Annotated in this window: 19 protein-coding genes; 13 read left to right on the top strand and 6 right to left on the bottom strand. The window is 59.7% G+C overall.

Translation table 11 applies throughout. From position 1 onward, the window contains the following. Window positions 1–94 precede the first annotated feature (94 nt). Window positions 95–1,435, top strand: coding sequence for an ATP-dependent protease ATPase subunit HslU (gene hslU / locus VMA74_RS07320; protein ID WP_325365979.1), 1,341 nt, complete (start codon window positions 95–97; stop codon window positions 1,433–1,435). A gap of 98 nt (window positions 1,436–1,533) precedes the next feature. Next, entirely contained in the window at window positions 1,534–2,148 is a 615-nt protein-coding gene (locus VMA74_RS07315; RefSeq protein WP_325365978.1) for a hypothetical protein, read from the top strand. Window positions 2,149–2,195: 47 nt separating this feature from the next. On the opposite strand, the gene VMA74_RS07310 is transcribed toward VMA74_RS07315, so the two are convergent. Continuing rightward, window positions 2,196–2,882 (bottom strand): glutathione binding-like protein, encoded by a 687-nt coding sequence (locus VMA74_RS07310; protein ID WP_325365977.1) that lies wholly within the window; start codon window positions 2,880–2,882, stop codon window positions 2,196–2,198. A 160-nt stretch (window positions 2,883–3,042) separates the two neighbouring features. Here VMA74_RS07310 and VMA74_RS07305 point away from each other — a divergent pair, with 160 nt between their 5' ends. Further along, a complete protein-coding gene (locus VMA74_RS07305) occupies window positions 3,043–3,498 on the top strand; it encodes a hypothetical protein (protein ID WP_325365976.1) in 456 nt (151 codons plus the stop codon). 113 nt (window positions 3,499–3,611) lie between these two features. After that, window positions 3,612–4,508, top strand: a complete 897-nt coding sequence (gene rbsK / locus VMA74_RS07300) for a ribokinase (protein ID WP_325365975.1) — start codon at window positions 3,612–3,614, stop codon at window positions 4,506–4,508. Here the strand turns inward: rbsK and mnmE are convergent, their stop codons facing one another. From mnmE to rpmH, 4 genes are all read right to left on the bottom strand, one after another. After that, the gene (gene mnmE, locus VMA74_RS07295; RefSeq protein ID WP_325365974.1) at window positions 4,509–5,861 is read right to left on the bottom strand and encodes a tRNA uridine-5-carboxymethylaminomethyl(34) synthesis GTPase MnmE; all 1,353 of its coding nucleotides are present in this window, start codon (window positions 5,859–5,861) and stop codon (window positions 4,509–4,511) included. It lies immediately after the preceding gene. Between the two features lie 56 nt (window positions 5,862–5,917). Next, window positions 5,918–7,600, bottom strand: a complete 1,683-nt coding sequence (yidC, locus tag VMA74_RS07290) for a membrane protein insertase YidC (RefSeq protein WP_325365973.1) — start codon at window positions 7,598–7,600, stop codon at window positions 5,918–5,920. Window positions 7,601–7,661: 61 nt separating this feature from the next. Beyond that, entirely contained in the window at window positions 7,662–8,042 is a 381-nt protein-coding gene (gene rnpA / locus VMA74_RS07285; protein ID WP_325365972.1) for a ribonuclease P protein component, read from the bottom strand. Between the two features lie 12 nt (window positions 8,043–8,054). Further along, a complete protein-coding gene (gene rpmH / locus VMA74_RS07280; protein WP_007510029.1) occupies window positions 8,055–8,189 on the bottom strand; it encodes a 50S ribosomal protein L34 in 135 nt (44 codons plus the stop codon). A gap of 180 nt (window positions 8,190–8,369) precedes the next feature. Here rpmH and dnaA point away from each other — a divergent pair, with 180 nt between their 5' ends. From dnaA to VMA74_RS07235, 9 genes are all read left to right on the top strand, one after another. Beyond that, window positions 8,370–9,713 carry a chromosomal replication initiator protein DnaA gene (gene dnaA / locus VMA74_RS07275; protein ID WP_325365971.1) on the top strand — a complete coding sequence of 448 codons (1,344 nt, stop codon included), beginning with the start codon at window positions 8,370–8,372 and terminating at the stop codon, window positions 9,711–9,713. A gap of 239 nt (window positions 9,714–9,952) precedes the next feature. Next, window positions 9,953–11,053: a DNA polymerase III subunit beta gene (dnaN, locus tag VMA74_RS07270; protein ID WP_325365970.1), complete on the top strand. Its 1,101-nt coding sequence runs from the start codon at window positions 9,953–9,955 to the stop codon at window positions 11,051–11,053. 90 nt (window positions 11,054–11,143) lie between these two features. Beyond that, window positions 11,144–12,223 carry a DNA replication/repair protein RecF gene (gene recF, locus VMA74_RS07265; RefSeq protein ID WP_325365969.1) on the top strand — a complete coding sequence of 360 codons (1,080 nt, stop codon included), beginning with the start codon at window positions 11,144–11,146 and terminating at the stop codon, window positions 12,221–12,223. 77 nt (window positions 12,224–12,300) lie between these two features. Beyond that, a complete protein-coding gene (gyrB, locus tag VMA74_RS07260) occupies window positions 12,301–14,715 on the top strand; it encodes a DNA topoisomerase (ATP-hydrolyzing) subunit B (RefSeq protein ID WP_325365968.1) in 2,415 nt (804 codons plus the stop codon). Window positions 14,716–15,011: 296 nt separating this feature from the next. Continuing rightward, on the top strand, window positions 15,012–16,310 hold the full coding sequence (locus VMA74_RS07255) for a tetratricopeptide repeat protein (RefSeq protein WP_325365967.1): 1,299 nt from the start codon (window positions 15,012–15,014) through the stop codon (window positions 16,308–16,310). Window positions 16,311–16,530: 220 nt separating this feature from the next. After that, window positions 16,531–17,190 (top strand): TonB family protein, encoded by a 660-nt coding sequence (locus VMA74_RS07250; protein WP_325365966.1) that lies wholly within the window; start codon window positions 16,531–16,533, stop codon window positions 17,188–17,190. A 47-nt stretch (window positions 17,191–17,237) separates the two neighbouring features. Then, a complete protein-coding gene (locus VMA74_RS07245; RefSeq protein WP_325365965.1) occupies window positions 17,238–18,014 on the top strand; it encodes a MotA/TolQ/ExbB proton channel family protein in 777 nt (258 codons plus the stop codon). A gap of 11 nt (window positions 18,015–18,025) precedes the next feature. Then, on the top strand, window positions 18,026–18,448 hold the full coding sequence (locus VMA74_RS07240; protein ID WP_325365964.1) for a biopolymer transporter ExbD: 423 nt from the start codon (window positions 18,026–18,028) through the stop codon (window positions 18,446–18,448). Between the two features lie 6 nt (window positions 18,449–18,454). After that, window positions 18,455–18,874, top strand: coding sequence for a biopolymer transporter ExbD (locus tag VMA74_RS07235; protein WP_325365963.1), 420 nt, complete (start codon window positions 18,455–18,457; stop codon window positions 18,872–18,874). Between the two features lie 119 nt (window positions 18,875–18,993). On the opposite strand, the gene VMA74_RS07230 is transcribed toward VMA74_RS07235, so the two are convergent. Then, window positions 18,994–19,099: pyridoxine 5'-phosphate synthase (locus VMA74_RS07230; protein ID WP_325366001.1), on the bottom strand; the 106-nt coding region annotated here is incomplete at its 5' end.

Here is a 19,099-nt window from a genome sequence, read left to right as displayed (position 1 = left end):
CCTGGGAATGGGAAACAGGGAACGGGGAACGTCATCCCTTCCGCAGTCTCCAAGTTCCCTGTGCCCCGATCCCTGTTCCCTGGATATAAAAACCATGTCCGAACTTACCCCTCGCGAAATCGTCAACGAACTCGACCGCTACATCATCGGCCAGCACGACGCCAAGCGCGCCGTTGCCATCGCGCTGCGCAACCGTTGGCGCCGCATGCAGCTGGAGCTGGCACTGCGCGAGGAAGTGACGCCGAAGAACATCCTGATGATCGGCCCCACCGGCGTGGGCAAGACCGAAATCGCGCGCCGCCTGGCGACGCTGGCCAACGCGCCGTTCGTCAAGGTGGAGGCGACCAAGTTCACCGAAGTGGGCTACGTCGGCAAAGACGTCGAGTCGATCGTGCGCGACCTTGTCGATGTGGCGTACAAACTCACCCGCGAGCAGGCGATGAAGCGCGTACGTACGCAGGCGGAAGATCGCGCCGAGGATCGCCTGCTGGACGCCCTGCTGCCACGTCGCATGTCACCGACCGACTGGACGCACGATCCGGAACCCGCCTCCTCGCTGGAAAGCGACACGCGCCAGAAACTGCGCAAGCAGCTGCGCGAAGGTTCGCTGGACGATCGCGAAATCGAGCTGGATGTCGCCATGAACGTCGGCGTTGAGATCATGTCGCCGCCCGGCATGGAAGAAATGGGCCAGCAATTGCGCCAGATGTTTCAGAACCTGGGCGGCGCGCGCACACAGAAGCGCAAGCTGGCCATCAAGGCTGCGCGTCCGCTGCTGGTCGAGGAAGAGGCGGCCAAGCTGCTCAATGATGAAGAAATCCGCGCGCAGGCGGTGGAAGCGGCCGAACAAAATGGCATCGTGTTCATCGATGAGATCGACAAGGTCGCGCAACGCTCGGAGTGGGGTGGCGCAGGCGTAAGCCGCGAAGGCGTGCAGCGCGACCTGCTGCCGCTGGTGGAAGGCTCCACCGTGTCTACCAAGTACGGTCCGATCAAGACCGACCACATGCTGTTCATCGCCTCCGGTGCGTTCTCGTTGGCCAAGCCGTCGGACCTGATCCCCGAACTGCAGGGTCGGTTGCCGATCCGGGTGGAGCTGTCGGCCCTGTCGGTGGATGACTTCAAGCGCATCCTGCGCGAGCCACACAATGCACTGACCAAGCAGTACGTCGCGCTGCTCGGCACCGAAGGGGTCACCGTCCACTTCCAGGACTCCGGCATCGACCGCCTGGCGGAGGTGGCCTACCAGGTGAACGAGCGCACCGAAAACATCGGCGCCCGGCGCCTGCACACGGTCATGGAACGGCTGCTGGAAAAAATCTCCTACGAAGCTGCAGACAAATCCGGCGAAAGCTACGTCATCGACGCCGAATATGTCGATAAAAATCTCGGCAGCCTGGTCAAGGACGAAGATCTGAGCCGGTATATCCTTTGAGTCTCGTTTTTCTCGTAAGTTGTTGTTTTTATTGAATTGACGGAGTCGTTAGCACGCTGTAAACAAGCGGCCAGACCCCCTCTGGTAAAATTTCCGCCATGGGTACGATCATTGAACTGAAGGCCACCGGCTCGCGCGCGCAACTCCGCGAAGCGCAGCAGAAACAACAGCTGGTGCGTCTATGGCGCGGCGAATTGGAACACGGCAGCTTTTGCGGTTATGTCGGCAACGTAGGCCGTGAATTTTTTCTGCTTTGGGTCGTCGGCGATGGCATCACCTACGACGGCATGTACGTGATGCGCCACCGCGACATCACTGAGCTGGAGGCCCCGGACAAGCACAATGACTTCATGCAGAAGGCACTCGTGCTGAAAAACCTGGTGCCCCGCCTGCCCTCGAGCTTTCCGCTCGACAGCATCCGCGATGTCGTGCAGGCCGCCAGCGCGATGGCGACGGTGATCGGTGTACACGTCGACAGCGAAGACGAGGCGGAAGTCTGCTATATCGGCCGCCTGATCAGCGTGGAGGACGACGGCTTCAACATGCAGGAAATCACGCCGGATGCAGAGTGGCTGCGCGAGCCCTCGTTCTTCTCGTGGGATGAGGTATCCACGGTGACGATGGAAGATGGCTATGCGCAATCCTTGCTGGCCGTGGCCGGCGCACCGCCGCCGCTGGTGCAGGGCGATTCCGGCGTAGGCCGGGCGCAATAATACATTGCCTGGAAAAGCCCGCCATTTGGCGGGCTTTTCCGTTGCAATCAGCGCCCAAACAAATGTCGTCGCGCCTCCTCGTCCGAGCGCAAATCCGTTCTGCCCTCGATGGTGTCGGCGATCGCATACGCACGGCGCGTCGCTTCGCGATCACGAATCCGCTCGAACCAACGCTGCAGATGCGGAAAGTCCTCCAGCTTCATGCCCTGGTTTTCATACGGCACGATCCACGGATAAGCCGCCATGTCGGCAATGGTGTAGTCGCTGCCGGCTATGAAGTGCCGTCCATCCAGCTGCTTGTCCAACACGCCATACAAGCGGCGAGTTTCCCGCACATAGCGATCGATCGCATAGGGAATCTTTTCCGGTGCATAGCGATTGAAATGGTGGTTCTGCCCAAGCATGGGTCCAAGACCGCCCACTTGCCAGAACAGCCATTCCAGCACGGTAAATCGGCCGCGCAAATCCTTAGGCAAAAAGCGCCCGGTCTTTTCGGCCAGGTATTGCAGGATCGCGCCCGATTCAAACACGCTGACGGGCGCTCCCCCGCCCGCCGGTGCCGTATCGACAATGGCCGGCATACGATTGTTGGGCGAGATCTTCAGGAACGCGGGTTCGAATTGCTCGCCCTTGCCTATGTTCACCGGTTTGATGGTGTAAGGCAGGCCGGCTTCTTCCAGAAACAGGGTGATCTTATGGCCGTTCGGCGTGGGCCAGTAGTGAAGGTCGATCATGGTCGGATCCCGGGGTGGAAAGTCTCAGCGTCGGGGCCACCGCCTGGGCTTTCAAGGTTACGCCAAGCGGAGAGGTCATAAGCGCGGTAAACGGCACGCGCGCTTCGTCGTTTCCCTAGCTTGCCGGCCGTCAATCGATGGCATCATCCAAGGAACCCCTATGAACAGATTAGCCTCGCGTTTTGCCCTGCTCGGCCTTGTGCTTGGTGTCTTGGGCCTTGCCCCCGCCGCGTTCGCCCAGGACAGCAGTGCACCGGCCGACTCGAACAACGCACCGGCCCAGCCACATCGCGTACCGGATCCACAGAGGCAAGCCGCGCACCTCGCCAAGCGGCTGGGCCTGAGTGACGATCAGACCTCCAAGCTCACTACGATTTTGCAGAACCGCCAGCAACAGGCCGCTGCCGTGCGCAGCGACAGCTCGCTGGCTCCGCAAGATCGCCGCGCCAAGCTGCGCTCGATCCAGCAAGACACCAACACCCAGATCAACAGCCTGCTCACGCCCGACCAGCAGAAGCAGTACGCCCAGATGAAGCAGAACATGAAGGATCGCAGGCAGAACTCACGCGGCACAGGTGGTAGCACGGACGGCAGTTCGGACAACGACGGCCACTGATCAGCCGGTCCCATAGGCACCGCCACAACCGGTGCCTATGGGCGCACCTGCTAGTCCCGCCGAGCTTCTGCGTTTAGGCTCTCGCACATGGCTCATCATCTTGCGAGCGCTTCATGACCCGCATCGTCGTCGTCGGCAGCATCAACATGGATTTGGTCACCCTGGCGCCGCGTTTTCCCGCGCCCGGCGAAACGCTGATGGGTGAGCGCTTTCTCTCCGTGCATGGCGGCAAAGGTGGCAACCAGGCCGTGGCCGCCGCGCGTTTGGGCGCCGAGGTGCATATGGTCGGCGCCGTGGGCGACGATGCTTTCGCCGATCCGCTGTGCGAAGGGTTGGCGGAGGAAGGCGTTGATCTGGAGCACGTCGCACGCATCGAAAACTGCAGCAGCGGAACGGCGTCCATTACCGTGGCCGGCGGCGAAAACGAAATCGTCGTGGTGCCAGGCGCGAACGCGCTATTAACGCCTTCGCATGTTGCAAAAGCTCAACATTTGATCGCAAACGCCGATGCCGTGCTGGTGCAAATGGAAATTCCACTGCAAACCGTGGAAGCCACGCTACACATCGCACACGCGCAACGCGTGCCCGTCATTCTCAATCCCGCGCCTGCACAACCGTTGCCTGTAGCGTGGTTGCGCCTCGCCCGCTACATCACTCCCAATCAGCACGAACTCGCGACTTTGCTTGGCGCGGATGCTTCCGAAGATTTCCGCAACCTGATGCGTCGCGCAGCGTGTCCGGTAGTGCTGACGCGTGGCGCCGAAGGCGCCTGGTTTCGTGAAGAAGGCGAGCCACAACATCAAGCCGGTTTCGCGGTGAAAGCCGTGGACAGCACCGGTGCGGGCGATACCTTCAATGCCGCGCTTGCCGTGTTTCTGCACGAAAGCTTGCCGATTGCCGTGCGCAAGGCGTGTGCGGCGGCGGCGCTATCCGTCACCAGGCTTGGTGCGCGCGGTGGCATGCCGACTACTAGAGAAGTGGATGCATTGCTGTCGAGACAGCATGCTTGATTACTTGCCGATGCAGAACGAACTGAAGATGGCGCCCAACAAATCATCACTGGTGTAAGTGCCGGTGATTTCGCCAAGTGCGTGTTGCGCCTGGCGCAGTTCCTCTGCGGCGAGCTCACCGGCGTGCGTACTCGCAAGCACGTGTGCCGTGCGATCCAGATGATCCGATACCCGATCAAGCGCAAGTACATGTCGACGACGAGCGCTGAATGCACCCTCGCCACTGCCCGCACCAGCCAGTTGCTTAAGACGCTCACGCAATGCTTCCAGGCCTTGGCCGGTTTTTACCGAGAGCCACAGCCAATGCGCGCCGTCGTGCATGGCGGTGTGCGGCGGTTCCCCGCCCAAGTCAATCTTGTTGATGACGACCATGCGTTCAACGGTGGCGGGAAGATCGCGCAACCATGCAAAGTCTGCATTTGCATGCTCTGCATCGGCGACGAGCAGCACGACATCGGCACGTTCGCGTTCGCCGTGCGCGCGGCGGACGCCTTCGCGCTCCACGGGATCGTGCGTATCACGCAGACCGGCGGTGTCGGCCAGCTCCAGCGCAATACCGTCCAGCGAAATGCTTTCGCGCAGCACGTCGCGCGTGGTGCCGGCGATGTCAGTGACGATGGCGCGTTCGCTGCCGGCCAGCGCATTGAGCAAGCTGGACTTGCCGGCGTTGGGACGACCGATGATGGCAACACGCAGGCCATCATTGAGACGCACGCCACGTTGCGCTTCGCGCAGCAGTTCGGCGAGCTGCGCACGCAGCGATTGCAGTTTCTGCGCGATGGCGGGGTCGGCGAGAAAGTCGATTTCTTCCTCGGGAAAATCGATCGCTGCTTCGATGTGCACGCGCAAGGCGATCAGCGCCTGCAGCAAAGCGTCCACTTTGCGCGAGAACACGCCTTCCATCGATCGCAGTGCCGCGCGCGCGCCGGCTTGCGAATGTGCGGCGATCAGATCCGCAACTGCCTCAGCCTGCGCCAGGTCGAGCTTGCCGTTGAGAAAGGCCCGTTCGGTGAATTCGCCCGGGCGTGCCAAGCGGGCACCGAGTTCACAGGCCCGGCGCAACAGCGCATCGAGCAGCACCGAACTGCCATGGCCTTGCAGTTCGAGCACGTGTTCGCCGGTGTAGGAAGCGGGAGCGGGGAAGTACAGCAGCAGGCCGCGATCGATCAACTCACCGTCTGCAGTCCGGAACGCGGCAAAATGTGCATGGCGTGGAGAAGGCGAACGGCCCAGCAAGGTTTGCGCGATGAAAGGCGCACACGGACCGGAAACACGCACGACGCCCACACCCGCCGCGCCAGGCGCGCTGGCGATGGCGGCGATGGTGTCGTCATGGAGAGCTTGTGCGGCCATGGCACGTCAGCATAACGGCAGAGGGCGGCGCATGGCCGCCCTCGCGGCGTTTCTTCTTATGCCGCTGCCTTGGCCGACGCGGCATCGGCCCGGCGCATCATCCACCACTGCTGCAACAGGCGGCACAGGCCGTTGACCGCGTAATAGAGCACCAGACCCGAGGGGAAGAACAGGAAGATCACCGCGAACATCAGCGGCATGAACTTCATCATCTTCTGTTGGGTCGGGTCCATGCCGGGTTGCACCGGCATCAACCATTGCTGGGCCAGCATGACGACGGTGTAGAGAATCGGCAGCACGAAATACGGGTCTGCCGCCGACAGGTCATGGATCCAGCCGAAGAATGGTGCCTGGCGAAGCTCCACGCTGTCGCGCAATACGTAGTAGAGACCGTAGAAGATAGGAATGGTGATCAGCAGCGGGAAACAGCCAGCGGCCGGGTTCACTTTCTCTTTCTTGTACAGCTCCATCATCGCCTGCTGCATCTTCTGGCGATCATCACCGTAGCGTTCTTTCAAAGCGTCGATGCGTGGCTTGAGCTTGCGCATCTTGTTCGCCGACTCGAACTGCGCGTTGGTCAGCTTGAAGGTAGCCAGGTTGATCAGCAGCACCAGCAGGATGATGGAAACGCCCCAGTTGCCGGTGAGCTTGTCGAGCTGGGCAAGAATCCAATGCAACGGCTCGGCGAAGATTTTCAGCATGCCGTAGTCGATGGTCAGGTCCAGGCCGGGTGCAATCGCAGCGAGCTCGGAGGGCAGCTTGGGGCCGAGGTAGAGCTGCGCGGAGCTGTCCGCGTGCTGGCCGGCCGGCACGCTGATCTGCGGGCTGACGCTGCGGATGACGTAGCGCGGCTTGCCGTCAGCCTCGTTCACCACCGCGGTGGAGAAGGTATCGGCTTCCTTCCCCGGCGGAATCCACGCGCCGAGGAAGTACTGCTGCATCATCGCCACCCAGCCGCCGGTGACCTGGCTTTTGTCCAGCGGCTCTTTTTCGAACTTGTCGAAGGCGAGCTTGTTGAATTTCTGGTCCGGGCTGTACCACGCCGCGCCGAAGAAGCCATAGCGCGACTGGTCGGAGATGCGCTGCAAGAAGTTGCTGTATACCGGCGCAGGACGGTCGACGCGCTGCAATTGGTGATAGGCGTTGCCGTCCCAGGATTTGCCGCTGCCGTTGTCGATTTGCTGATCGAGATCGATCACGTAGCTGCCGCGATGCAGGGTGTAACGCTTGACGACCTTGATGCCGGAAGAATCGGTCCAGGTCAGGTCAACGTTGAGTGCGTCCTGGCCAGGGGCCAGCTCGTAGCTGGTTTGTGGGGCCTGGAAAATAGCGCGGTGGTCAGGCGCAGCGCCGTCGGCGCTGACCAGGCCGCTTTGGGCAGCGAAATAGTCGCTTGCATGGTCATCGAGCAGACGGATCGGCGCTGGGTTCGGATCTTTCTTCGTGCGTGGCGCGACCGGATAGTGCAGTAATTCCGAGCGGACGATGCTGCCGCCGCGCGTGTCAATGGTCAGCCGCAACACATCCGTCGTAACGGTAACGAGCTGGCCCGTACCTTCATCCGTATTGCCGCTGGAGATGGACGGTGTGACGCCCGGGGTGCTGCTGCCGTTTGCGGCATTGTTCGAGGCAGCGGTGGGCGTAGGCGGATGGGGACCGTAATCCTGCTCCCACTGTTGGAACAATAGATAGGCAACAGCCAGCAGGCCGAAGAGAAGGAAGGTGCGCGTTTGATTCATCGCGTAGCGATCCGTGAAGAGGCCCCGCCATGGCGGGCCAGGGGGACGGAAGAAGGGAAGATCAACACGCCATTGTGGAGGTGTCGCCTTCACGCTTCAACGGCGGCAATTTGCGCCACAAGGCATCGAGCTCAGCCAACAGCACGGCACCGGGCAGGGTACAGGCCTGTTCACGCGCCATCACCATCAGATCCACCGGCGGAAGTGCGTGGCGGGCGCGCCGGAACGACTCGCGCACGAGCCGCTTGATGCGGTTGCGATCGACGGCGCGCTTGGAAACCCGCTTGGAGATGGCAAGACCCAAGCGTGCATGCCCCACGTCGTTCTGGCGATAGCGCACAGAAAAACAGCGGCCGCCGAAGCGACCGCTGGCTTGACGCAAAACCGCAAAATCACCAGCTCGGCGAATCCGCGCCTCGCGCGGCAGGCCGGCGGTGCCCATCAGCGCGATCGCTTACGGGATGAGGCGCTTGCGGCCCTTGGCGCGGCGGGCGTTGAGCACCTTGCGACCATCGGCCGTGGCCATACGAGCACGAAAGCCGTGCGTGCGGGCGCGCTTGAGCTTGCTGGGCTGGAAGGTCCGCTTCATGGCTTCCTCCTAATGAATGGGTGAAAAAGATTGGGAAGTATGCGGAAGAGGACCGCCCCGTGTCAAATGCAGCCATGGCGGCAGGTTGTGGATATCCATGTGGATAGTTGTTGGGTTGGTGCTGGTAGACTTCCCGGTCCACCCTGCGCGAAAGCGCCCCTTCTGTGGTTGAACGTATCCATGAGTGATCTGTGGCGGCGCTGTCTCGAGCGTCTTGAAGGCGAGTTGAGCGCCGAGGACCTGCATACCTGGCTGATGCCACTGCAGGCGCGCGAAGATGCCGACGGATTGCAGCTGTACGCACCAAATCCCTACACATTGGACGTCGTTCGCGACCGTTACCTGCCTCGTATCGAGGCCATGCTGGCGCTGTTGAACGGACAAAGTCTGTTGGTGCGTCTTGAGGTGGGTTCAAGTGCCATCGCGCCGGTGAACGGGCGCCATGCTGCGCCCGTCAAGCCATCCCCTTCGCCCGCTGTCGCCGAGGCCGCCTCGGTGGCTTTCCACCACCACCTGGACCCTCACTACACGTTCGAAACCTTCGTTGAGGGCAAGTCCAACCAGTTGGGCAAGGCCGCTGCGATGCAGGTGGCGCAGAACCCTGGCCGCGCCTACAACCCGCTGCTTTTGTATGGTGGCACCGGGTTGGGCAAGACGCATCTGATGCACGCCGCCGGCAACTTGATGCGTGAGCACAATCCGAGCTTCAAAGTGTTGTACCTGCGTTCGGAACAGTTCGTCGGTTCGATGATCGAGGCGCTGCGCACCAAGAGCATGGATGAATTCAAGCGCCGCTTCCGCTCGGTGGATGCGTTGCTGATCGATGACATCCAGTTTTTCGCTGGCAAGGACACCACGCAGGAGGAGTTTTTCCATACCTTCAACGCGCTGTTCGAATCGAAGCAGCAAATCATTTTGACCTGCGATCGTTATCCGAAGGAGGTCGACAAGCTTGAGCCTCGCTTGAAGTCGCGCCTGGGCTGGGGGTTGTCGGTCGCGATCGAGCCGCCGGATTTCGAGACGCGCGCTGCGATCCTGCTCGCCAAGGCGCACGACAAGGGTGTCAAGGTGAGCGAGGACGTGGCGATGTTGCTGGCCAAGCGCATCCGCTCCAACGTGCGCGATCTGGAAGGGGCGCTCAACACGCTCGCCGCGCGCGCCAATTTCTACGGCCGACCGATCACGACCGATTTTGCAGAGGAAACCCTGCGCGACCTGCTTGCCACGCACGCACAGGCTGTGACCGTGCCGAACATCCAGAAGATCGTCGCCGAGTACTTCGGCGTGCGCTTGCAGGATCTACTTTCCAAGCGGCGCGTGCGGTCGCTAGCACGGCCACGCCAAATTGCGATGGCCTTGTCCAAGGAGCTGACCGAACACAGCTTGCCGGAGATTGGCGAAGCCTTCGGCGGCCGTGACCACACGACCGTGCTGCATGCCTGCCGCACCATTCGCAAACTGTGTGAGGCCGATACGCGCATGCGTCAAGATTGGGAACAGCTGATTCGCTCATTGACCGGTTGATGCTTGAACAAGCGCTTGAAAACCAGGCATATATCCTGTGGATAATATGAGGACGCCTTGGTGCATCGAAGTTATCCACTGACGATGCACAAGTCGTAAAGCGACTGGAGCACAGGGAGAACTTTCGTAACTCTTTGTTTGACAAGGATGTTCTTGGGTTTTCAAGATATCCACCGAGCCTACTACAACCACCTTTCTTCTTTTTAAAAACAGAACTGCAGGATAGGGAAAGCACAAACATGCAATTCAGCATCCAACGAGAAGCGCTGCTTAAACCCTTGCAGCAGGTTGTCGGCGTGGTGGAACGTCGCCAGACGTTGCCGGTACTCGCCAATCTTCTGGTCAAAGTAGGCAACGGTAAGCTTTCTTTTACCGGGACTGATCTTGAGGTCGAAATGGTTGCCTCGACCGAGGCTGAAAAGCTGGTCGACGGCGAAACGACGATTCCCGCGCGCAAGCTGTTCGATATTGTTCGCGCTTTGCCGGACGGCGCGAAGATAGAGCTGAAACTAAACGGGGATCGTGTTGCATTAAACGCGGGTCGTAGCCGATTCACGCTCACCACCTTGCCGGCCACGGAATTTCCGACCATCGACGAGATCGAGCTGGTTGAGCGCGTCAGTCTCCCTGAAGAAGTATTGCGAGATCTGATGGAGCGCACTGCGTTTGCGATGGCGAATCAGGACGTGCGCTACTACCTCAATGGCATGTTGCTGGATTTGCAGGAGCATTCGCTGCGCTGCGTTGCCACGGACGGACATCGGCTTGCCCTGAAAGAGACGACGCTGGAAAGCGAAGTGTCTGCGCGTCGCCAGATCATCATTCCGCGCAAGGGTGTGAACGAACTGATCGGTTTGCTGGAAACCGGCGACGGTTCGGTAGAACTGGAATTCGGCCGCAATCATCTGCGTGTGCGCCGCGGCGAGGTGGTGTTCACGTCGAAGCTCATCGACGGTCGTTTCCCGGATTACGAAGCGGTGATTCCGCTTGGCGCCGACAAGCGCGCTACCCTTGATCGCGAAGTTCTGCGTGGCGCATTGCAGCGCGCGGCGATTTTGTCGAACGAGAAGTATCGTGGCGTAAAGCTTGAATTTTCACCGGGCAAGTTGCGGATCGTCGCGCATAACCCGGAGCAGGAAGAGGCCGTCGAAGAAGTCGAGGCCGAGACGGGCGTGTCGGATCTCACCGTCGGATTCAATGTGGGTTATTTGCTCGACGCGCTGGCCGCGCTTCGCGGTGAAAAAGCTCGCTTGAGTCTTCGCGATGCACAGTCGAGCTGTCTCGTGCAAGAAGAGGAAACCGAGCAATCACGCCACGTCATCATGCCGTTGCGACTTTGACGTCCGGTTGCATGCCGAATACGGGCAGCTGTTACCTTCGTGACGCCGGGGCTCCAAGCCCCGGCGTCTTCGTTTGAGAGCTTAGGGTTCATGAGACTCGAACGTTTGCATTTGCAGGGTTTGCGCTGTCTTAGTGATCTCTCCCTGGACTTGGTGCCTGGGTTCAATGTCTTGATCGGGGCGAATGGGGCCGGCAAGACGTCAGTGTTGGAGGCTGCCTTTCTGTTGTCCCATGGGCGCTCGTTTCGAAGCGGAGCGCGCGATGCGTTGCTGCAAAGAGGAGCGGCAGGTTTGAGTATTTTTTCAACCGTACGGCGTGATGATGGGACGACGCATCGCCTAGGAATGGGACGTGACGGGGCTCGTTGGGATGCCCGTTTGGACGGTCAGGATGTTTCCCTTGGGCAGTTGATTCGTGAATGCGCCGTGGTTTGCTTCGAACCGGGGTCGCATGCGCTGATCGCTGGCGGCGCCGAGGAGCGGAGACGCTTTCTCGATTGGGGTGTGTTCCACGTGGAACAGGAATTCCTGGTCGCTTGGCGCCGGTACCAGCGAGCACTAAAGCAACGCAACAGCCTTCTACGCGGAGGAACAACGCTTGATGAGGGTTTGCTTGGACCCTGGGAGGTAGAGCTGGATCGTACTGGCGCCCTGATTCACCAATGGCGGCGGGCATACCTCGCGGCGTTGCTTCCGTTGCTGAGAGAACAGGCTGCACTGCTTCTGCCAGAACTAGGGGAGCTAGATCTTCGCTACCGTTGCGGCTGGCCCGACGATGAGGCGCTAGCGGACGTGCTGGCGTCACAGCGCGTGAGGGACCAGGGTAGGGGACACACCGCGTCAGGTGTCCATCGTGCGGACTGGTCAATCTCCTTCGAGCTTGCCCCGCAGCGTGAACATCTGTCTCGAGGCCAGGAGAAGCTGACTGCTCTTGTCTGCGTGCTAGCCCAGGCTCGGTTGGATGCACAGCACCGGGGCGAATGGCCTGTTGTCTGTCTGGATGACTTGGCATCCGAACTCGATCAAACTCATCAAGCTGCTGTGGTTAACAGCCTGCAAGGTACCTCGGCGCAGGTACTTGTCTCAGGTACCGAGCTACCGAAGGTTCTAGAGCATCTACCTATTCGAATGTTCCACGTGGAACAGGGTCAATTGACGCCCCTGTTATAATTCATCGGTTACATCCAACCCGGCCTTTCACGGCGCCGCACCCGGGTGGATTACTGGCGTCGGAACATGGTTACTGCATGAACGCATCCTACGATTCGAACAGCATCAAGGTACTCAAAGGCCTAGAAGCGGTGCGCAAGCGCCCCGGCATGTACATCGGCGACACTGATGATGGCACCGGCCTCCACCACATGGTGTTCGAAGTCGTCGACAACTCCATCGACGAAGCCCTGGCCGGCTATTGCGACCACGTCATCGTGACCATTCACGAGGATAGTTCAGTAAGCGTGCAGGATAACGGGCGCGGCATTCCCGTCGACATGCATCCGGAAGAGGGCCGTTCCACTGCTGAAGTGGTGATGACGGTGCTGCATGCTGGCGGCAAGTTCGACGCGAACTCCTACAAAGTATCGGGAGGCCTGCACGGTGTGGGCGTATCCGTCGTGAATGCGCTCAGCGAGCATCTCTGGCTGACCATCTATCGCGACGGCCACGAATATCACCAGGAATACAAACTGGGCGAACCCCAATATCCGGTGAAGCAGATCGGTCCTTCGGAGCGCCGCGGTACCACCGTGCGCTTCCTGCCAAGCCCGCTAACCTTTTCCAACATCGAGTTCCACTACGAAATACTCGCCAAGCGCCTGCGTGAATTGGCCTTCCTCAACTCCGGCGTCACCATCGACCTGCGCGACGAGCGTGGAGAAGGGCGCAGCGATACCTTCGCCTTCGAAGGTGGCATCAAGTCATTCGTGCAGCACCTTGCACAGCTGAAAACCGCGTTGCATCCGAATGTGATTAGCCTCACTGCGCAACAGGATGCGATCACGGTCGATCTGGCGATGCAGTGGACCGACTCCTATCAGGAAACGATGTTCTGCTTCACCAACAACATCCCGCAGCGCGACGGTGGCACCCACCTCACCGGCTTCCGCGCTGCACTCACGCGTGCGATTCAGGCCTATATCGAGAAGGAAGGGCTCGCCAAGAATGCTAAGGTCACGCTGTCGGGGGACGACATGCGTGAAGGCCTGATCGCGGTGCTTTCGGTCAAAGTGCCGGACCCGAAATTCTCCTCGCAGACCAAGGACAAATTGGTGTCGTCCGAGGTGAAGACGGTAGTGGAGCAGGTGGTCTACGAGAAACTCGGCGATTTCCTGCTCGAGCATCCTCACGAAGCCAAAGCCATCGCGGTCAAGGTCGTGGACGCAGCGCGTGCGCGCGAAGCAGCGCGCAAGGCCCGCGAGATGACGCGCCGCAAGGGTGCCCTGGATATCGCCGGCTTGCCGGGCAAGCTGGCCGATTGCCAGGAAAAGGATCCTTCGCTATGCGAGCTATTCCTGGTCGAGGGTGACTCCGCCGGCGGCTCGGCCAAGCAGGGCCGTAATCGCAAAACGCAAGCCGTGCTGCCGTTGAAGGGCAAAATTCTCAATGTCGAAAAGGCTCGTTTCGACAAGATGCTTTCCTCCGCCGAAGTCGGCACCTTGATCACTGCGCTGGGTACCGGCATCGGGAAAGAGGACTACAACCCCGACAAGCTGCGCTACCACCGCATCATCATCATGACCGACGCGGACGTGGACGGATCGCACATCCGCACCCTGCTGCTGACGTTCTTCTACCGCCAGATGCCCGATCTGATCGAACGCGGGCATGTCTATATCGGCCTGCCCCCGTTGTACAAACTCAAGCAGGGCAAGCAGGAGCTGTATCTGAAGGACGACGCTGCACTCAACGCGTATCTGATTTCCAGCGCAGTGGACAATGCCGGACTGCATTGCAGCCCTGAGGGACCGCCCATCAACGGCGAAGCGCTGGAAAAACTGCTGCGTGATTACCAGGCGGCTTTGGATCAAATCGAACGTCTCGGTCATCGTTTCGATGCCAACGTGCTGACCGCGATGGTCGAGCATGAACCCATCCAGGCGCATTACTGGGACGATCTGGCAGCCATGCAAAATTGGCTGGAGGGGGTCACCAGGAACCTGGCTTCCAGCGGACTGGGTAAACCCCGCTATCGCTTGTCTTTCCGGCCTGCTCACGGCGAACAGTCCGCAGCGATCGAAGTTGTCCGCGAGCAGCATGGCCTCAACCACACTTGGCTGCTGCCGCAACCGTTCTTTGCCGGCTCGGAATTCCGCCCGATTCTTTCCATCAGCCAGCAACTAGCCGGCCTGATCCAGGCAGATGCAGTCGTTCGGCGCGGCAACGCCTCGCGTGGTGTCGTCCGTTTTGCCGACGTGCGCACCTGGCTTCTGGAAGAAGCAAAGAAGGGGCGCACCATCCAGCGCTTCAAGGGTCTCGGCGAAATGAATCCGGAACAATTGTGGGAAACCACGGTAAATCCCGAAACGCGCCGTATGTTGCAGGTCGGCATTGAGGACGTCATCGCTGCTGACCAGATGTTCTCGATGCTGATGGGTGAATCGGTTGAGCCGCGTCGTGATTTCATCGAGGCCAACGCGTTGAAGGTGGCCAACCTGGATATCTAACACCCTACAACGGGCCGCGGATTTCGCGGCACGTTGGATGCGCTGTTGCATTAATGCATTAGCACACGCGAACAGTCATACACACGTCCGTCACGGTGCTCGTCTAATCTATGTCCATACATTGGGGTGGATTTCCGCCCGCAATGCGGTGCCGTATGGCAACAACGGCATAACTATTTGATTTTAAAGAAACTTTAATGCGGCGATGCAGCTTGTTATCGATAGCAAGGTCAGGTTAATCTCAGTGATCCCCCGCACAGCTTGTGCGTGCAATTCGACTCCGTTTGAGGAACGCTATGAAACACGCTTCCCTGAAGATGCTGGCCGGCGCTGCGCTTGCGCTGATGTTGGCGAGCACTCCGGCGCTAGCAAGCGACAACTCGTCTGGCAACCAGCAGAAAGCGGCTCCGCAATATCCCAATGCGACCCGTAAAGAGCCAAAGCTGGATCTGACCGACAAGAAAGAAGAGGAAGCGCTCAACAAAGGACTCGACGCGGCCCAGGCGAACAACAAGGACCAGGCGGAGCAGATACTCCAGCCGCTGGTTGACAAGAGCAAGAGCAAGTATGTCCAGGCCATGGCGCTGCAAGGCCTGGCTCGCGTACATGCAACAAACAACGACCTGCCGGGCGGCATCGATTTGCTCAAGCGCGCACTCGACAACGGCGTCATGCCGAACGATGCGTACTTCCAGCTCGAATACGAGCTGGCTACGTTCTACGTGCTCAATCAGCAATATCAGCCGGCGATCGACGAAATAGAAAAGTGGCGCGCCGAAGGCAAGAAGGAGACGCCGGAGTCCTATGCACTGGAAGGCGAAGCGTATTACCGCCTGCAGAAGTATCCCGAAGCGATCGCCGCCATCAAGAAAGCGCAATCGATGACCGACAAGCCGGATCCGCGCTGGAATCAGCTGCTGATGCTTGCCTATAACGATTCCGGCCAAAAAGACAAAGCGGCTGAGATCGCCAAGCAGGCGGCCGCTGCCTCGCCGACCGATCCCACCACTTTCCACAATGCGTTGAGTCTGGACATCCAGATGCAGAAATACGATGACGCATTGAAGTTGATGGAAGACGGCAGAGCGAAAGGCCTACTTACCACCGAGAACGACTACGTGACTCTCGCCAAGCTTTACATGAACAAGGCGCAGGATCAGAGCACGCAAGATCCCGGCCCGCTTACGGACAAAGCCGTGGAAGTGCTGCAGGAGGGCATGACCAAGGGCGTCGTCAAGCCGAGCGCAGACAACTACGTGCTGATGGGCGACGCCCACATGATCGGCGGCGACGCCAATGCAGCGGCTGAGGCCTACCAGAAGGCCATCCCGCTGGCGAGCGACGGCGAGCCCGCCTACAAGGCTGGCGTTGCACTGGTTACGCAGAACGAATTCAGCAAGGCCAAGCCGCTATTGCAAGAAGCCATCAGCAAAGGCGTGAAGCACAAGGGCAAGGCCTACATGGCCCTCGCTCAAGCTAACCTTGGCCTAAAGGATAAGGCAGCTGCTGCCGACGCAGTGCTGGAAGCCGAGAAGGACCCGGAAACCAAAGCTCAAGCCGCGAAGTGGTTGAAGCAAGCCAACATTGGTAGTTAAAAAAGCTACATGGCAAAAGCACTTTTGAAGGTCAGATGGACGTCCATAAAGATTGCCATCTTTTACCTACACAAAAGCTATACAAACGCCATGTGCTGTTGTACCGTTGGATTTTTCCCGCGTTGTCCAGTGGCAAATGTCACCCTCTTGGGAGCGGACTTTGCCGCTGAATGCTGCGACCACGTCACCCCGATTACTAGCTCCTGATTGAAAGCGACAGATGGCCTCAAGTAACGAAGATACCGGCGCTAAGCCGTTCAGTTGGGGGCGCACATGGGCGCTGGCGGTAGCCATCGCACTCCATGCGTTTGCTTTCCTGATACTGATCGCGCCTGCCGCACCGCCCAAGACGGCGGAAGTTCAAAAAGAAAAGATCGTGCAGGTGAACTTCCTCGAGCCGCCTCCGCCTCCGCCGCCCCCGCCGCCCCCGCCGCCGGAGCCGCCGAAGCAGCCGCCGCCGAAAGTGATCAAGCAGGTGATTCCTCCGCCGAATCCGCCGCCGCCGGCTCCGCCGCCGGCCGTGGAGGAGCCGTCCACGAATCCGGCCCCGTCGCCGCCGCCTGCGCCACCGGCACCGCCAGCTCCACCTTCGGACATCAAGGCAGGTGTTGATCCCTCTTACCGGGACAAGCTGCAGCCGAAGTATCCTCCGCAGGCGATTCGCCAGCGCCATGAGGGTACGGTGGTCCTTGAGGTCATCGTGGGTCTCGACGGCAGTCCGAAGAGTGTCACCGTCAAGCAAAGCAGTGGTTTCCGCGAGCTTGACCGTGCAGCGATGGAATCGGTCCAGAAGGTCCGCTTCAATCCTGAAATAAAGAACGGTAAGCCGGTCGAATCGACGGTAGACATCCCCATCACCTTCAACCTTAACCAGCTGTAATTTCGATTACAGTTACAGTTCACGCCTGACTTCTAAGGGTAGCGTTTATGTTCCAACAGACTCCTGCTCCGACCGATGCCGCTCCGGCTCTAGGTGGCAACGCCAACGCCCAAGCCATGCAACAAATGGGCTTTGGCGATCTTATCCACCACTTCGATCCGCTCGGCTGGATTGTTTTCGTCGTGCTCGTCGCGATGTCGTTCTCCTCGTGGTACTTCATCATCGCCAACGCGATCCGCAACTCACTCGTACGTGGTCGCGCCGATAGCGTGATCAACGGCTTCTGGTCCAACAACTCCACCCAGGACGCCATTCGCGAACTGGAAGCCCAGCCCAAGAGCGAACCCTTTTCGAAGATCGCCCTGGACGCTGCCTCGGCAGTGGCTCACCATCAGCAAGCATCCAGCGGTGCTGGCCGTCTGGCCGAATCGCTGAGCCGCTCGGAATTCATTGACCGCGCCCTGCGCCAGGCTGTCGCTCGCGAAAGCCTTCGCCTGGAAGGCGGCATGACCCTGCTTGCCACCGTCGGCTCCTCGGCACCGTTCATCGGTCTGCTCGGTACCGTGTGGGGCATCTACCACGCCCTGATCCGTATCGCGGCCTCCGGTAACGCTTCGATGGAAGCCGTGGCCGGTCCGGTGGGTGAAGCGCTGATCATGACCGCGTTCGGTCTGTTCACCGCTATTCCGGCGGTGCTTGCCTACAACTTCTTTACCCGCTCAAACCGCCTGACCTACGCCCGTTTCGACGAATTCGCGCACGATCTGCACGACTTCTTCGCTACCGGTGCGCGCGTCGAAGGCGTCGCTCAAACTCAGAAGTGAGGGGTTGACCCATGGCGATGAGCTCCGGAAACGAGTCCGGCTCGCCGATGTCGGAAATCAACGTCACGCCGCTGGTCGACGTGATGCTGGTGCTGCTGATCATCTTCATGATCACAGCACCGCTGATGTCGCACACGATCACGGTGAAGCTGCCGACGGCGAATCCACATCAGGTGGAAAACACGCCGCCGCCGGAAGTTATCGATCTGGCTGTCAAAGAGGACGGCAGCATGTTCTTCCAGGACAATCAGACTCCTATTACGGATAGCGAGCTGCAACAGCAGTTCAGAGTCTATGCTGCCAAGTCTCCACAGCCTGAACTCCAGATTCGTGCCGCGCACGATACCGAGTTCAAGGTCGTCCGGAAGGTTCTGAGTGAAGCCAAGGACGCGGGAATGGTCCATGTTGGCTTCATGACGACCGGTAAGGAGTAACGAACCATGGCATTCAGTACTGGAAGTGGGAAAGGCCCGATGGCGGACATCAACGTCACGCCTCTGGTTGACGTGATGCTGGTGCTGCTGATCATCTTCATGATCACGGCCCCCATCCTGACCCACAAAATCAAGATCGATTTGCCGCAGCCGAACCCGAACATCATTCCGCCCAGCAATCCGCCGGAACCGGTGCATCTGAAGATCGACCAGTCGGGCGCGTTCTACTGGAACGACACTCCGGTGGACGAGCAGCAGTTGAAGACGCAGATCGCGGTCATTGCGACCAAGAGTGAAGCGGATCAGCCCGAATTGCAGATCGATGCAGCCGATCAGGTACCTTATCAGGTGGTTGCACGCGTGCTGGCTGATGCGAAGAGCTACGGTTTGAACAAGATCGGCTTTACCGACAGTAGTGGGCAGTAACAAGCAACGGTTACGGTTGAATCGGAACAGTTCAACCGTATAGCCCAGGCGTTACCCATGGAAACTCCCGCGAAAGCGGGGGTTTCTGTTTGTACATAGCCGTCTGGACGGCCAAATGATTAGCGCAGAATCTGTAGATAGTTGCGCACGGTATTCGTCAGGCCTTCATACAAGGCTTCGCCGATCAAAGCATGTCCGATCGATACCTCGGCGAGGCCCGGAATG

It is taken from the genome of Dyella sp., assembly GCF_035508675.1.
Classification (GTDB): Bacteria; Pseudomonadota; Gammaproteobacteria; order Xanthomonadales; family Rhodanobacteraceae; genus Dyella_B.
This window is presented reverse-complemented; position numbering and strand designations above follow the sequence as displayed.